This is a genomic window from Pseudokineococcus lusitanus, from assembly GCF_003751265.1.
In the GTDB taxonomy this organism is placed as follows: Bacteria; Actinomycetota; Actinomycetes; order Actinomycetales; family Quadrisphaeraceae; genus Pseudokineococcus; species Pseudokineococcus lusitanus.
This window is the reverse complement of the sequence record NZ_RJKN01000001.1, coordinates 413218-427365: the sequence shown is the minus strand read 5'-3', so window position 1 is coordinate 427365 and position 14148 is coordinate 413218. Positions and strand designations below refer to the sequence as shown.

The following is a 14148-nucleotide window of genomic DNA, read 5'->3' as shown; positions in this document are numbered from 1 at the left end:
CCGGGGGGCGGGCGCTATGGTCGAAGCGTCCGGAGGTCTTGCGCGAAGCACGACGGCGCGGTCCGCCCCCTTGACGGAAGGACCGCATGAGCCTGCTCGACAAGCTGCGTCGACGGGTCGGCGGCAGTGCTCCCGGCGCTCCCGACCCCGAGGCCCCCGCCTCCTCCACCGCCCCGGGCGGAACCGCCACGACCTCGCCGGCCCGCGCCGGCCACGCGGCGCGTCGCGCCTCCGGCCACGGCCACCCCGACGACCGCCGCGAGCAGGCCCTGCGCGACCGGCTGCACGAGGACCCGAACGACGAGCCCGCCTTCGTCGAGCTGGCCGGCATCGTCCGCCGCCGCGCGTCCGAGAACCACGCCGAGGACGCGCCCGCCCGGGCCGAGGACGACGCCGTGTGGGCCCTGGCGGAGGAGATGGCCGGCAGCAGCCGCGCCTGGTACCCGCTGCTGGAGCTCGGCCGGCTCTCCCTGCGCGACGACCACGACGGCGCGATGCGGCGCCTGTCGACCGCGGCGGAGCGCGACCCCTCGGGCCGCGCCCTGACCGAGGGCATCGCCGTCCTGCGCGAGGCCGGCATGCCGGGCGACGCGCTCGGCCTGGGCGTCGGTCACTGGCGCCCGCGCGACCACCGCGTCGACGCCGGGGTGCAGCTCGTGCACGCGGCCGTCGAGGCGGGGCGCGTGGGCGAGGCCCGCCGTCACCTGCAGGTGCTCCAGGACAGCAAGGCCGACGCCGCCGACCACGACCGGGTCGAGCAGGTGCGGGCCGAGCTCGAGCGCGTCATCGCGGGCGCCGAGCGCGGCCCGCGCGCCTGAGCCGTACGGGCCGCCGCGCCCGTCACCGCGGCACCGCACCTCGCCGGCCCCGGGCCGGGACGACGGACGGGCGGCCACCCCGAGGGGTGGCCGCCCGTCCGTCGTCGGGGGGACCGGTCAGGCGTCCCCGCCCGCGGAGCCCGACGTGCCCGCGCTCGCGTCGTCGATCCTCCACAGGTCGTACGCCCGCCTCGGCGCGTCCGCGTCGACCTCGCCGAGCGCAGCGAGGCGCCGCAGGGCGGCGTAGGCCGTCGACGGGCCGTCGACCCGGAAGTGGCGACGGGTCGCCGCGCGGGTGTCGGAGAGGCCGAAGCCGTCCGTGCCGAGGGCGGTGTAGTCGCCGCCGGGCACCCACGGGCGGATCTGCTCCTGGACGGAGCGCATGTAGTCGCTCACGGCGACGACGGGGCCGCGGCGGCCCTGCAGGCGCTGCGTGACGTACGGGACCGGCGCCTCGTCGGCCGCGGCGCCGGGCCGCTCGAAGGCCCAGGCGTCGCAGGCCAGCGCGTCACGGCGCAGCTCGCCCCACGACGTCACCGACCAGACGTCGGCGTCGACGCCGAACTCCGTGCCGAGGAGCTCCTGCGCCTCGAGCGCCCACGGCACGCCGACGCCGGAGGCGAGGAGCTGCACTCGCGGGCGGTCGCCCTCGTGCCCGGCCGAGACGAGGTGCATGCCGCGGACGATGCCCTCGGCGTCCACGTCCTCCGGCTCGGCCGGCTGGACCATGGGCTCGTTGTAGACGGTCACGTAGTACATGACGTTCGGGTCGACGTCGTGGCCGGCCGCGTCGGTGCCCTGCGGGCCGTCGCCGTACATGCGCTCGAGGCCGGCCCGGACGATGTGGCCGATCTCGTAGCCGTAGGCGGGGTCGTAGGAGACGACCGCCGGGTTGGTCGAGGCGAGCAGCGGCGAGTGGCCGTCCGCGTGCTGCAGGCCCTCGCCGGTCAGCGTCGTCCGTCCGGCGGTGGCGCCGAGGAGGAAGCCCCGGGCCATCTGGTCGCCCGCCGCCCACAGGCTGTCGCCCGTGCGCTGGAAGCCGAACATCGAGTAGAAGACGTAGACCGGGATGAGCGCCTCGCCGTGCGTGGCGTACGAGGTCCCCGCGGCCGTGAAGGCCGCGACCGAGCCGGCCTCGTTGATGCCGACGTGGAGGATCTGGCCGGACTCGGACTCCTTGTAGCTCAGCATGAGCTCGCGGTCGACCGACTGGTACTTCTGGCCCTTGGGGTTGTAGATCTTCGCGGTCGGGAAGAACGAGTCCATGCCGAAGGTGCGCGCCTCGTCCGGGATGATCGGCACGACGCGGCGGCCGAGCTCCTTGTCCCGCATGAGGTCCTTCAGCAGGCGGACGAAGGCCATCGTCGTGGCGATCGTCTGCTTGCCCGACCCGCGCTTGACCACCTTGTAGGCGTCGTCGCCCGGCATCTCGATGCGCGTGTGCGGCGTCGTCCGGCGGGAGGGGAGGGCGCCGCCGAGCTTCTGGCGCCGCTCGCGGAGGTAGCGGATCTCCTCGGCGTCCTCGCCCGGGTGGTAGTAGGGCGGGTGGTAGAGGTCCGCCTCGAGCTGCTTGTCCGTGATGGGGATGCGGAGGCTGTCGCGGAAGGCCTTGAGGTCCTCCATCGTCAGCTTCTTCATCTGGTGCGTCGCGTTGCGCGCCTCGAAGTGGGAGCCGAGCCCGTAGCCCTTGACGGTCTTCGCGAGGATGACGGTCGGCTGGCCCTGGTGCTCCACAGCGGCCTTGTACGCCGCGTAGACCTTGCGGTAGTCGTGCCCGCCGCGCTTGAGGCCCCACACCTGGTCGTCGGTGTAGCCCTCGACCAGCTTGCGGGTGCGCGGGTCCTGGCCGAAGAAGTGCTCGCGGACGTAGGCGCCCGACTCGGCCTTGAAGGTCTGGTAGTCGCCGTCCAGCGTCTGGTTCATGACCTGGACCAGGGCGCCGTCGCGGTCGGCCGCCAGCAACGGGTCCCACTCGCGGCCCCAGAGGACCTTGATGACGTTCCAGCCCGCGCCCCGGAAGAAGGACTCGAGCTCCTGGACGATCTTGCCGTTGCCGCGCACCGGGCCGTCGAGGCGCTGGAGGTTGCAGTTGACGACGAAGGTGAGGTTGTCGAGGCCCTCGTTGGCCGCCACCTGCAGGAGGCCGCGGCTCTCCGGCTCGTCCATCTCGCCGTCGCCGAGGAAGGCCCAGACGTGGCTCGCGGCGACGTCCTTGATGCCGCGCGCGGTGAGGTACTTGTTCGACTGCGCCTGGTAGATGGCGTTCATCGGGCCGAGCCCCATGGACACCGTGGGGAACTCCCAGAAGTCCTTCATGAGGCGCGGGTGCGGGTAGCTCGGCAGCCCACGGCCCTTGGCCGTCAGCTCCTGGCGGAAGCCGTCGAGGTCGGTCTCGGAGAGCCGGCCCTCGAGGAAGGCGCGGGCGTAGACGCCGGGGGAGGCGTGGCCCTGGATGTAGACCTGGTCCGGCGTGCCGCCGTCGTGGCCCTTGAAGAAGTGGTTGAAGCCGACCTCGTACAGCGTCGCCGAGGAGGCGTAGCTGGAGATGTGGCCGCCGACGGAGATCTCGGGGCGCTGGGCGCGGTGCACCGTGATGGCGGCGTTCCAGCGCAGCCACGCGCGGTAGCGGCGCTCGACCTCCTCGTCACCGGGGAACCAGGGCTCCTCCTCGGGGACGATCGTGTTGACGTAGTCCGTCGTCGTGGGCACGGGCAGGCCCACGCCGCGCTCGGCGGCCCGCTGCTGCAGGGCGAGCATGAGGTGGCGCGCCCGGGTGCGACCGCGCTCCTCGACCGCGCCGTCGAAGGAGTCGAGCCACTCGGCGGTCTCCTCCGGGTCGACGTCCGGGATCTGGCCGGGCATCGCGTTCTTGCCTGCTGCCACTGCGTCTCCGTCTCGCCCGCCGGCGCGTGCGGCACCGGTCCGTCGTCGGTCGCGGCCGGGTCGGCCGCACGTCGCGGGCAGGGTCGTCCCCGCGACGGGGCTCATCCTCGCGCGCCGGGGGGGCGCGCGTCACATCAGGTGGTGCCGGCGGGGAGCCGCACGCGGTGGGCGCCGGCGTAGACGTTGAGCCGCGGCGCGCGGACGAACCCGGCGAGCGTCATGCCGGACTCGTGCGCGAGCCGCACCGCGAGCGACGACGGCGCCGAGACGGCCGCCAGCACGGGCACGCCCGCCGTCCACGCCTTCTGCGCCAGCTCGAAGGACGCGCGGCTGCTGACGACGAGGACGTGGCCGGTCAGCGGCCACCCGACGTCGCGGGCGGCGCGGCCCAGCACCTTGTCGACGGCGTTGTGCCGCCCCACGTCCTCGCGGACGACGAGCAGCTCGCCGTCCGGCGTGGCGAGGCCCGCGGCGTGGAGGCCGCCCGTGCGGGAGAAGACGCGCTGCGCCTCCCGGAGGCGGTCCGGCAGCGCCGCGAGGACGGCGGCGTCGACCTGCGTGCGGTCCCGCCACAGGTCCGCGCCGGTGCGCGCCCGGACGGCGTCGATGCTCGCCGAGCCGCAGACGCCGCAGGCCGACGTCATGCCGAAGGTGCGGCGTCCCTCGAGGTCGGGGGCGGGGACGCCGGGCACGAGCTCGAGGTCGACCGTCCCGACCGTCGGCCGTCCCTGCAGGTCGGTGTCGAGGCACGCCGTCGTGCGGCGGACCGCGTCCGGCCCGGGCAGGAGCCCCTCGGTGAGGAGGAAGCCGAGGGCCAGGTCGTCGTCGTCGGCGTGGTCGGCGCCGGCGCCGGGCGTCCGCATCGTCACGACGACGGGCGCGCCCCCCACGCGGACCTCGAGCGGCTCCTCGACGGCGACGGCGTCGTCGCGGCGGACCCCCTCCGGCGCCGCGGCGTCGGAGAGGTCGACCCGCAGCACCTCGACGGCGCCGGAGCCCGCCGGGGGCGGCGTGCCGACGTCCGCGGGCGTGCGCTCCTCGGCCCTCACCGGGCGAGCGTAGGCACCCGTCGTCGCGGTGGCCGGGCCCGGGGCGGCACCCGTGCACTACGGTCGGCGACTGCACGAGGCAGCGCCACGGAGACGCCGTGACGACCGGTACAGCAGCAGGGGGAGGCCAGGACGGTGGGTCAGAGCACGAGCGCGGAGGGCGGGGCCGCGCAGCGGCTGTCCCTGCAGCCCGGCCAGGTCGTCCAGGAGCTGGGCTACGACGACGACGTCGACCACCAGCTCCGCGACGACGTCGAGGCGCTCACCGGCGAGGAGATGCTCGACGAGGACGCGGTCGAGGCCGTCGACGTCGTCGTGCTGTGGTGGCGGGACGGCGACGGCGACCTCGTCGACGCCCTCGTCGACTCCCTCACCTCGCTCGGCGACAACGGCGTGGTGTGGCTGCTGAGCCCCAAGAGCGGCCGGCCCGGCCACGTGGCGCCCGCCGACATCGAGGACGCCGCGCCCATCGCGGGCCTGCACTCCACGTCCTCCATCGCCGCGACGGCCGACTGGGCGGGCACCCGCCTCGTCTCGCGCGGCCGCGCGGGCTGACGCCCCGGCCGTCCCTGCGGCGCCGGCGTCCCGCCGGTGCCGTCGTGGTGGGTTCCTGCGCGCCGTCCGGCCCGTCCCTCGTGGGGGCCGACGGCTCGTCGGTCGACGTCACGGACGACCTCCCCCCGGGGCGGCGCGGGCGTCTGCTCGTCTTCCTGCCCTTCGCCGCCTCGCCCGTCTGCGGCGAGGAGGCCGGTGCCCTGCGCGACCGGGCCGGCGACCTCTCCGCGGCGGGGCTCGACGTCGTCGCCGTCACGTGCGACGCGCTCCCCGCGCTCGCGGCGTGGGTCCGGGCCGAGCGGCTCGTCCACCCGGTGCTGTCCGACTTCTGGCCCCACGGGGCGCTGGCCTCCGCGTGGCGCGTCCTCGACCCGGTGACGGGCGCCCCGCGGCGCACGAGCTTCCTGCTCGACGACGGGCTGGTCGTCCGGTGGAGGGACGACCAGCCGCCCGGGCGGGCCCGCAGCCTGGATGATGCGCTCGACGCCGCCGCGCGCCTCCTCCCGGGGACGCACGGCGGCGGGGGCCCGTAGCTCAGCTGGTAGAGCGCCGCGCTTACACCGCGGATGTCGTCGGTTCGAGACCGGCCGGGCCCACCCCGGGCACCGCCCTCAGCGGCCGCCCTGCTCCCGCAGCGTCGCCGAGCCCGCGGAGAGGGTGACGTCGACCGTCCGCGGCGAGGTCGCCGAGGACCGCAGCCGGTCGTCGACCCCGCCGGCCGCCGCGTCCGCCCGGACGTCGTAGGTGGCGGGCGGGAGCGTGAGGTCCACCGAGCCCGCGGTGGCGTCCACCGCCACGGCGTCGGGGGGCGTGCCGTCGAGCGAGACGACGGCGGAGCCGGCCGTCGTCCGCACGTCGGCCGTGGCGACGTCCTGCAGCGTCGCGTCGACGCCGCCGCCGGTCACCTCGACGACGAGGTCGGCCACCGAGCCCGTGAGGTCGACGGCGCCGCCCGTGGCGCCCACGCGGAGCGAGCCGAAGGTGCCGTCGACGTCCACGGCCCCGCCGGCCACGTCGACCTCGGCGTCGGGGGCCCCGCCCGCCAGGTCCGGGGGCAGGGTCAGGGTCGCGACGCCCTCGCCGCGGGCGCCGACCCACCCGAGCCCCCAGCCGGACGAGCGCGCGGGCGAGGAGACGACGAGGGTCCCGCCGTCGCGCTCGAGGACCCAGTCGCCGCGGGCGCCGCGGACGTCGAGCCCGACGTCGGTGCCGGGCCCGCCGGTGACGACGCGGACCTCGGCGGCGGCCACGTCGACGTCGACCGCCGTGACGCCGGCCGCGTCCGCGGTGAGGGCGGTGTCCTGGCGCAGGGCGCCGCCGACCGTCCCCGCGGCGGCCGAGGCGCCCGCGCCGACGAGGGCGACGGCGCCGACGGCCGCCACGACGACGTGGACGACCCGGGCGGACGGAGGGCGCGGGTCGTCGCCGCGGGCGACGCCGGGGGCGGGGCGGGTCGTGCTCATCGGGGTGCTCCTCGCTGCGGCTGCTCGCCGCCCAGTCGGTGGTGGGCCAGGGCCGCGAGCACGCGGCGGTTGCCCTGCTCGTCGCGCTCGAGGCCGAGCTTGGTGAAGATCGAGGTGATGTGCTTCTCGACGCTCGCGGGGGAGAGGAAGAGCAGCCCCGCGACCGCCTGGTTGGACCGCCCCTCGGCCACGAGGCCGAGGACGGTGCGCTCGCGGTCGGTCAGCGAGGCCATGCGCTCGTCGTGCGCGCGGCGCCCGAGGAGCTGGGCGACGACCTCGGGGTCGAGGACGACGCCGCCCCCGGCGACCCGGTCGAGCGCCTCGAGGAAGTCCGGCACGTCGACCACCCGGTCCTTGAGGAGGTACCCGAGCCCTCCGGCCGCCCCGGTGAAGAGCTCGGTGGCGTAGCGCTCCTCGACGTACTGCGAGAGGACGAGGACCGGCAGGTCCGGGTGCGAGGACCGCAGGGCCACCGCCGCGCGCACGCCCTCGTCGGTCCACGTGGGCGGGAGCCGCACGTCGAGCAGGCACAGGTCCGGCGTCGTGCGGGCCACCGCGGGCAGGAGCTCGGCGGCGTCGGGGAGGGCGGCGACCACCTCGTGGCCGGCGTCGCCGAGCAGGCGGACGAGCCCCTCGCGCAGGAGGACGGAGTCCTCGCAGATCAGGACGCGCACGGGACGACCACCTCCAGGGCCGTGGGGCCGCCGGCCGGGCTGTCGAGGCGGACGGACCCGCCGGCCGCGGCCGCCCGGCTCGTCACGCCGTCGAGCCCGCCGCCGGGCAGCACCCGGGCGCCGCCGACGCCGTCGTCCTCGACCCGGGCCCAGAGGACGCCGTCGGGCCGCCGCCGGACGACGACGCGGCAGGCGCGGGCCCGGGAGTGCTTGGCGGCGTTGGTGAGGGACTCCGCGACGGCGAAGTAGACGGCCGCCTCGGCCGTGCGGGAGCAGCGCCCGTCGACGCGGACGTCGAGGTCCACGGGGACGTGCGAGCGGGCGGCCACCGCGGACAGGGCGGCGTCGAGGCCACGGTCTTCGAGCACCGACGCGTGGATGCCCCGCGCGAGCTGCCGGAGCTCGGTGATGGCGGCCTTCGTGGAGACGTGGGCCTCTTCGACGAGGGCGCGCGCGGCGGCCGGGTCGTCGTCGATCTTGGCGCGGGCCATCCCGAGGGTCATGCCCACGGACACGAGGCGGGGCTGGACGCCGTCGTGGAGGTCGCGCTCGATCCGGGTGCGCTCGACGTCCGCGGCGTGGACCGCGCCGGCGCTGCGGGCGTCGGCCGCCGAGGCGCGGGCCTCGAGCTGCGCCTCGCGGGAGGGGAGCAGCAGCGCGGGGGCGACGACGCCGTGGAGCAGGGCGAGGCCGAGCGCCCCGCCGAGGGACAGGACGAGGCCGACCAGGCCGACGACGGGCGCGGTGCCGAGGCCGACCTCGGTCCACAGGACGTCGACCGTGCTGCCGCGGGCGTACAGCGGGGCGGCGAGGAGGGCGAGCGACGAGGCGGCGGCCCCGGCGAGCGCGAGGAGCAGGAGCCCGAGGAGCGTGGCGACGGCGGCGCTCGCCAGGGCCCGCCACATCGCGCCGTCGACGGTCTGGCGCCCGACCGTGCGCAGGGCCCCGGAGAAGCCGGGGCCGGTGCGTCGCCGGAGCTGCAGCGGCGGGAGGCCCAGGCGGTACAGGCCGTCCACGCGCGCCGTCTCGAGCCAGGCGACGCCGAAGAGCACGTAGACGAGGCCGACGAGCAGCACGAGCCCCAGGCCCAGGACGGGCACGAGCCCGAGGGCCGTCCCGAGGAGGGCGACGAGGACGCCGCCCACGCCGGCGCCGAGGGTCCCGAGCGCGCCGAGGTGGGCGAGGGCCAGCAGGACGGTCGCGGGGCGACGGCGCCGGTCCGCCCCGGGACGGGCGGCGGGCGTCGCGCCGGCGGGGGCGGCCGGCGCGGGTGGCGCGGCGCCGTCCCGGGCGGGGAGCGGGGCGGTGGGCGAGGTCATGCCGAGGACGGTAGGGACGGGCGGGGGGCCGTGGCTGCCGAGGCAGCCCTCCTCCCGGGGAGGGAAAACCCGACCCCAGGCGCCCGCCGGGTCCGCTCCCGTCTCGCCGGGCGGGCGGCGTGGAGCGCGCCTACCGTCCCGCAGGGGCCGGACCGCGCACCGCGCGACCGCCCTGCTCGCCCCGGCGCCTGCCGGGGCGGTGCTGCGCCGGGGGCCGCGCCCCCGCCACCGGCAGGCACCCCAGACCTCGGGAAGGACACCCATGGACCTCGGCATCAGCGGGAAGACCGCCCTCGTCACCGGCGCGGACTCGGGCATCGGCTGGCACACCGCCCGCCTGCTGCTCGAGGAGGGCGTGCGCGTGGCCGTCTCCGACAAGGACGCCGACGCGCTGCGCGAGTCCGCGGCGCGGCTGCCCGGCGAGGTCGTCACGGTCGCGGCCGACCTGACGTCGCGCGACGACGTCGCCGCCCTCAAGCGGGGCGTCGAGGAGGGGCTCGGCGGCGCGCCGGACATCATCGTCGCGGCGGCCGGCATCACCGGCGCGCAGGGCATGTTCCACGAGATCGACGACGAGGGCTGGACGTCGACCGTCGAGGTCGACCTCATGGGCCCCGTCCGCACGGTCAAGGCCTTCATCGACGGCATGCGGCCGAAGGGCTGGGGCCGGATCGTCCTGCTCACGAGCGAGGACGCCTTCCAGCCCTACGCCGACGAGATCCCCTACTGCGCCGCGAAGGCGGGCGTCCTCGCGCTCATGAAGGGGCTGTCCAAGACGTACGCGTCCGAGGGGATCCTCGTGAACTCCGTGGCGCCGGCCTTCATCTCCACCCCGATGACCGACGCGATGATGACCAAGCGCGCCGACGAGAACGGGACCGACGTCGACGAGGCCATCCGCAGCTTCCTCGAGGAGGAGCGCCCGGGCATGGAGCTCGGCCGTCGTGGCGAGCCCGAGGAGGTCGCCGCGGCGATCGTCTTCCTCTGCTCGGAGCGCGCGAGCTTCGTCAACGGCGCCACGCTGCGCGTCGACGCGGGGTCCGTCCAGACGATCTGAGGACCTCGCGGTGGTGATCCGTGCGTGGTCGTCCTGGTCCGTCCGGGTGTGGACCACTGGTTCCGTCCCGGAGTTGACGTAACTCAGCGTCGCTGACGGATACGGTGCCGTCATGATCTCCCAGGGCCTGGACGGCGTGCCTCTCGCGGACGTCCTGGAGGTCCTCGAACGGCGCTACCCGGCCGCGTCCGCGCAGGAGTGGGACGCCGTCGGCCTCGTCTGCGGGGACCCGACGCAGCGGGTGCGCAAGGTCCTCCTCGCCGTCGACCCGGTGGCCGAGGTGGTGGACGAGGCGGTGGAGACAGGGGCGGACCTCCTCCTCGTCCACCACCCGCTGCTGCTGCGCCCCGTCCGCAGCGTGCGCGCGGACGACCCCAAGGGTGCTGTCGTGCACCGCCTCCTGAGGGCGGGCATCGCCCTGCACGTCCTGCACACCAACGCGGACGCAGCCCGGCCCGGCGTCTCCGACGCCCTGGCCCGGGTGCTCGGCCTCGACGACCTCGTGCCGCTGTCGGCCTCGCCGGCCGACCCGCTCGACAAGCACGTCGTCTTCGTGCCGACGGAGGACGCCGAGCGGCTCGTCGACGTCATGGCGGCCGCCGGCGCGGGGGAGATCGGTGACTACGCGCGGTGCGCCTTCACGGGCACCGGTGAGCAGACCTTCACGCCGGGTGCTCGGGCGACCCCCGCCGTCGGGACGCCGGGGGAGCGGCACACCGGGACGGAGGCGCGCGTCGAGATGGTCGCGCCGCGCGCGGTCCGCGAGCGGGTGCTCGCCGCCGTCCGGGCGGCGCACCCGTACGAGGAGCCGGCGGTCGACGTCCTCGAGCTGGCGCCGTGGTCCTCGCCGCGCGGGCTCGGGCGGGTCGGGACCCTGGCCCGGCCGCTGCCGCTGGAGACCTTCGCCGGCCTCGTCGCGGCGGCCCTGCCCTTCACCCACCACGGCGTCCGCGTGGCCGGCGACCTCTCGGCGCCGGTCCAGCGGGTCGCCGTGTGCGGCGGCAGCGGCGACAGCCTCTTCGACGCCGTCCGCGCCAGCGGCGCCGACGTCTACGTCACGGCCGACCTCCGTCACCACCCGGCGTCCGAGGCCCGCGAGCGCGCCCGCGGCGGGGCGCCGGCGCTCGTCGACGTCTCGCACTGGGCGAGCGAGTGGCCGTGGCTGCAGGGCGCGGCCTCCCGGCTCGTCGCCGACCTCGCGGCGACGCGGGACGGCGTCGCGCCCGTCGAGGTGGCCGTCAGCACCCGCCGCACCGACCCGTGGACGACCCGCCTCGCGGCGCCGGGCGGCCCGGTCCGCTGACGCGGACCGTCCCCACCCGCACCCCGTCGGCACCTCGTCGCCGTGAGGGCCTCGGTGGCGCACCCTGCCGGCACCCTGCCGTCCCGAGGCGGGGTCGGCCGCACCCGGCCGGCAGATGGCCCCTGCCGCCGGACGCCCTCCCGGGGCTACCGTCCGGCCGTGGACGCCGCCGCCCGTGACCGTCTCCTCGCCGACCTCGGCGGGGAGACCTACGTCAGCCTCGTGACGTACCGCCGCGACGGGACGCCGCGCCCGACGCCGGTCTGGCTGGTCCGCGACGGCGACGCGCTGCTCGTGACGACGGGGGCGGCGTCGGCCAAGGTCCGCCGCGCGCGGCGGGAACCGACCGGCACGGTCACCCCGTGCGACGCGCGGGGCCGGACGCGCGACGGCGCGCCGACGACGCCGGTCTCCGTCGAGGTGCTGGACGACGACGCCGCGCGGTCGCGGGTCGACGAGCTGCTGCGCCGCAAGCACCCCGTGGCCTTCCGGCTCATCGGGCTGGCTCATGCCGCGGCCCGGCTGCGACGGCGCGGGGCCGACGAGGGGCAGGTCGTCCTGCGCCTGCGGCCGCGCGGGTCCTGACCCCTGCCGACCTGCACAAGACCTGACGCCCGACGGCGCCGCGTCCCTGACCAGCGGGTCCGCCGACGAACCACGAGTTGTGCAGGTCCGCCGGGGAGCGCTCTCGCCCCGTCCGCGGGCCGGGACGCCGCCCGTCCGCGCACGGCGCCCGCGGCTCCGGCGGTAGCGTGACGACCTCGCGCGCCGGCCCCGCGCCGCGCACGCACGACGCCGTCCGGCGGGGACCCCGCCGCGGCGCCGCACGCCCCACCCGGCGCCCTGCCCCGCAGCGGTGCCGACGACCCGGGAGACCGCGCTGACCACCACCGCCCCCGCCCGAGACCAGCTGCGGCTGCTCGACGTCCAGGCCCTCGACACGCGGCTCGCGCAGCTCGCGCACCGCCGCGCCACGCTCCCCGAGCGCGCGGCCGTCACCGAGCGCCAGGAGCGGTACGCGTCCCTGCGCGACGAGGTGGTGCGCGCCCGGACGGTCGCCACCGACGTCGGCCGTGAGGTCGCGAAGGCGGAGCAGGAGGTCGAGCTCGTCCGCAGCCGCGCCACGCGCAACCAGCAGCGCCTGGACTCGGGTGCCGTCTCGGCGAAGGACGCGACCGCCCTCGTCGCCGAGCTGGAGTCGCTCGCCCGCCGGCAGGCCGTCCTCGAGGACGTCGAGCTCGAGGTGATGGAGCGGCAGGAGCAGGCGCAGGCCGCCCTCGCCGGCCTGGAGACGCTGCTCGCCGACGTGGAGTCCGAGATGGCCGAGGCCGTCACCGCCCGGGACGCGGCGATCGCCTCCGTCGACGCGGACGTGGAGTCCGTCACCGCCGACCGCGAGCGGACGGCGGGCACGGTCGACGCGGCCCTGCTGGAGATCTACGAGCAGGCGCGTCGGGACTTCCGCGGGCTCGGCGCCGCCCCGCTGCGGGCCCGCCGCTGCGAGGGCTGCCGCATGGAGCTCAACAACGTCGAGATCGGTCGTATCCGCGCCGCGCCGGAGGACGCCGTCCTGCGGTGCGAGGAGTGCGACCGGATCCTCGTCAGGACGCCGGAGTCCGGCCTGTGAGCCCCGCCTCCTCCGGGCGCCGGCTCGTCGTCGAGGCCGACGGCGGGTCGCGGGGCAACCCCGGCCCGGCGGGCTACGGCGCCGTCGTGCTGGACGGCGAGCCCGGCGGGCCGGTGCTCGCGGAGGTCGCCAAGTCCATCGGGCGGGCGACGAACAACGTCGCCGAGTACGGCGGGCTGCTCGCCGGCCTCCAGGCGGCCCGGGCGATCGACCCGGGCGCGACGGTGCTCGTGCGGATGGACTCCAAGCTCGTCGTCGAGCAGATGTCCGGGCGCTGGAAGGTCAAGCACGCGGACATGCAGCGCCTCTGGCAGGAGGCGCAGGCCGTGTGGCCGCGCGGTGCGGTCCGCTTCGAGTGGATCCCGCGCGCGCTCAACAGCCACGCGGACCGGCTCGCCAACGAGGCGATGGACGCCGCGGCCGCGGGGCGGACGTGGACGCGGGACGAGGTGCCCGGCGGCGTAAAGCAGGGCGTCGACGCCCAGCTCGAGCACCTCGGCGACCTGCTGCTGGACCTGGACGGCGACGCCGCGGCGTCGCCCCGTGAGGAGGACCCGGTGACGAGCACGGAGACAGGCGCAACCGCGGACGTGGGAACGGCGTCGACGGCGCTGCCCGCGGCCTCGGCCGCCCCGACCGACGAGAAGCCCCGCCGCAAGAGCTACAAGCTCCTCACCGGCCCGGACACGTCGGCGTTCTGCCAGAAGGTCAGCGACCACCTCGACGAGGGCTACGTCCTCCACGGGCCGCCGGTGATCACCGCGCTGGGCGGTGGCGAGCTGCACTGCGCCCAGGCCGTGGTGCTGCCGGAGGACCAGCGGTGAGCGCCCCCGACGGGACCGCGCCCGACGCCGCGGGCCGGGGCGAGGTGGCGCCCGAGGCGTCGCCGCACGCCGCCCCGGCCGGGGCCGCCGGACGTCCGCCCGCCGACGGCTCGTACGCCGGCGACCTCACGCCCACCGAGGCCTGGGAGCTGCTCGGCGCGGACGAGCGGGCGGTGCTCGTCGACGTCCGCACGGACGCCGAGTGGGCGTACGTCGGCGTGCCGGACCCCTCGTCGGTCGGCCGCCCCCTGCTGACGGTCGAGTGGCAGCACTTCCCGACGGGGGAGCGGAACCCGTCCTTCCTCGCCGAGCTCGTGGACGCCGGTGTGGCGGAGGGCGCGCCGCTCGTCTTCCTCTGCCGCTCGGGCGTGCGCTCGGTCGGAGCCGCCCAGGCCGCGACGACGGCGGGCCTCGGCCCGGCGTACAACGTGCTCGACGGCTTCGAGGGCCCGACCGACGAGGCCGGCCACCGGGGCTCGCGAGGCTGGCGGGCCGACGGGCTGCCCTGGCGGCAGGGGTGACCCCGGCCGACCACGGGGCCGACGACGCCGTCTTCCCCCTCGACCCCGCGGACGT

14 protein-coding genes, 1 tRNA gene and 1 pseudogene are annotated in these 14148 nt (G+C 76.8%); 11 read left to right on the top strand and 5 right to left on the bottom strand.

From position 1 onward, the window contains the following. Positions 1-86: 86 nt before the first annotated feature. The gene (locus EDC03_RS01920; protein ID WP_199719849.1) at positions 87-818 is read left to right on the top strand and encodes a hypothetical protein; all 732 of its coding nucleotides are present in this window, start codon (positions 87-89) and stop codon (positions 816-818) included. A 117-nt stretch (positions 819-935) separates the two neighbouring features. Here the strand turns inward: EDC03_RS01920 and aceE are convergent, their stop codons facing one another. Next, on the bottom strand, positions 936-3680 hold the full coding sequence (aceE, locus tag EDC03_RS01915; RefSeq protein ID WP_123378481.1) for a pyruvate dehydrogenase (acetyl-transferring), homodimeric type: 2745 nt from the start codon (positions 3678-3680) through the stop codon (positions 936-938). Positions 3681-3835: 155 nt separating this feature from the next. Continuing rightward, positions 3836-4681 (bottom strand): formate dehydrogenase accessory sulfurtransferase FdhD, encoded by an 846-nt coding sequence (gene fdhD, locus EDC03_RS01910; RefSeq protein WP_123378771.1) that lies wholly within the window; start codon positions 4679-4681, stop codon positions 3836-3838. A 246-nt stretch (positions 4682-4927) separates the two neighbouring features. Here fdhD and EDC03_RS01905 point away from each other — a divergent pair, with 246 nt between their 5' ends. The 3 genes from EDC03_RS01905 to EDC03_RS01895 all read left to right on the top strand — a co-directional run bounded on the left by EDC03_RS01905 (position 4928) and on the right by EDC03_RS01895 (position 5901). Further along, positions 4928-5305: a DUF3052 domain-containing protein gene (locus tag EDC03_RS01905; protein WP_422393786.1), complete on the top strand. Its 378-nt coding sequence runs from the start codon at positions 4928-4930 to the stop codon at positions 5303-5305. Between the two features lie 44 nt (positions 5306-5349). Further along, positions 5350-5838 (top strand): redoxin domain-containing protein, encoded by a 489-nt coding sequence (locus EDC03_RS01900; RefSeq protein ID WP_158674166.1) that lies wholly within the window; start codon positions 5350-5352, stop codon positions 5836-5838. Beyond that, positions 5829-5901, top strand: a tRNA-Val gene (locus tag EDC03_RS01895). Before EDC03_RS01900 ends, EDC03_RS01895 begins: the two co-directional genes overlap by 10 nt. 15 nt (positions 5902-5916) lie before the next feature. On the opposite strand, the gene EDC03_RS01890 is transcribed toward EDC03_RS01895, so the two are convergent. Genes EDC03_RS01890 through EDC03_RS01880 form a run of 3 tightly spaced genes read right to left on the bottom strand, consistent with a single transcriptional unit; the run spans position 5917 to position 8761 of the window. After that, positions 5917-6768, bottom strand: coding sequence for a DUF4097 family beta strand repeat-containing protein (locus EDC03_RS01890; protein WP_123378478.1), 852 nt, complete (start codon positions 6766-6768; stop codon positions 5917-5919). After that, positions 6765-7442 carry a response regulator transcription factor gene (locus tag EDC03_RS01885; RefSeq protein ID WP_123378477.1) on the bottom strand — a complete coding sequence of 226 codons (678 nt, stop codon included), beginning with the start codon at positions 7440-7442 and terminating at the stop codon, positions 6765-6767. Before EDC03_RS01885 ends, EDC03_RS01890 begins: the two co-directional genes overlap by 4 nt. Continuing rightward, entirely contained in the window at positions 7430-8761 is a 1332-nt protein-coding gene (locus tag EDC03_RS01880; protein ID WP_123378476.1) for a sensor histidine kinase, read from the bottom strand. Before EDC03_RS01880 ends, EDC03_RS01885 begins: the two co-directional genes overlap by 13 nt. 262 nt (positions 8762-9023) lie before the next feature. On the opposite strand from EDC03_RS01880, the gene EDC03_RS01875 reads away from it, so the two are divergent. The 7 genes and pseudogenes from EDC03_RS01875 (at position 9024) to EDC03_RS01845 (ending at position 14093) form a co-directional block, all read left to right on the top strand. Continuing rightward, the gene (locus EDC03_RS01875; RefSeq protein ID WP_123378475.1) at positions 9024-9818 is read left to right on the top strand and encodes an SDR family NAD(P)-dependent oxidoreductase; all 795 of its coding nucleotides are present in this window, start codon (positions 9024-9026) and stop codon (positions 9816-9818) included. 112 nt (positions 9819-9930) lie between these two features. Beyond that, positions 9931-11121 carry a Nif3-like dinuclear metal center hexameric protein gene (locus EDC03_RS01870; RefSeq protein ID WP_199719848.1) on the top strand — a complete coding sequence of 397 codons (1191 nt, stop codon included), beginning with the start codon at positions 9931-9933 and terminating at the stop codon, positions 11119-11121. Positions 11122-11280: 159 nt separating this feature from the next. Continuing rightward, a complete protein-coding gene (locus EDC03_RS01865; RefSeq protein ID WP_158674165.1) occupies positions 11281-11706 on the top strand; it encodes a PPOX class F420-dependent oxidoreductase in 426 nt (141 codons plus the stop codon). A 271-nt stretch (positions 11707-11977) separates the two neighbouring features. Beyond that, positions 11978-12748, top strand: coding sequence for a zinc ribbon domain-containing protein (locus tag EDC03_RS01855; RefSeq protein ID WP_241966972.1), 771 nt, complete (start codon positions 11978-11980; stop codon positions 12746-12748). Continuing rightward, positions 12745-13185: pseudogene (locus EDC03_RS18525) on the top strand (reverse transcriptase-like protein); the annotation flags it as partial. The gene EDC03_RS01855 and the pseudogene EDC03_RS18525, both read left to right, overlap by 4 nt. Before the next feature lie 12 nt (positions 13186-13197). Beyond that, positions 13198-13572: a DUF1737 domain-containing protein gene (locus tag EDC03_RS18520; protein ID WP_422393785.1), complete on the top strand. Its 375-nt coding sequence runs from the start codon at positions 13198-13200 to the stop codon at positions 13570-13572. A 44-nt stretch (positions 13573-13616) separates the two neighbouring features. After that, entirely contained in the window at positions 13617-14093 is a 477-nt protein-coding gene (locus tag EDC03_RS01845; protein WP_123378768.1) for a rhodanese-like domain-containing protein, read from the top strand. Positions 14094-14148 lie beyond the last annotated feature (55 nt).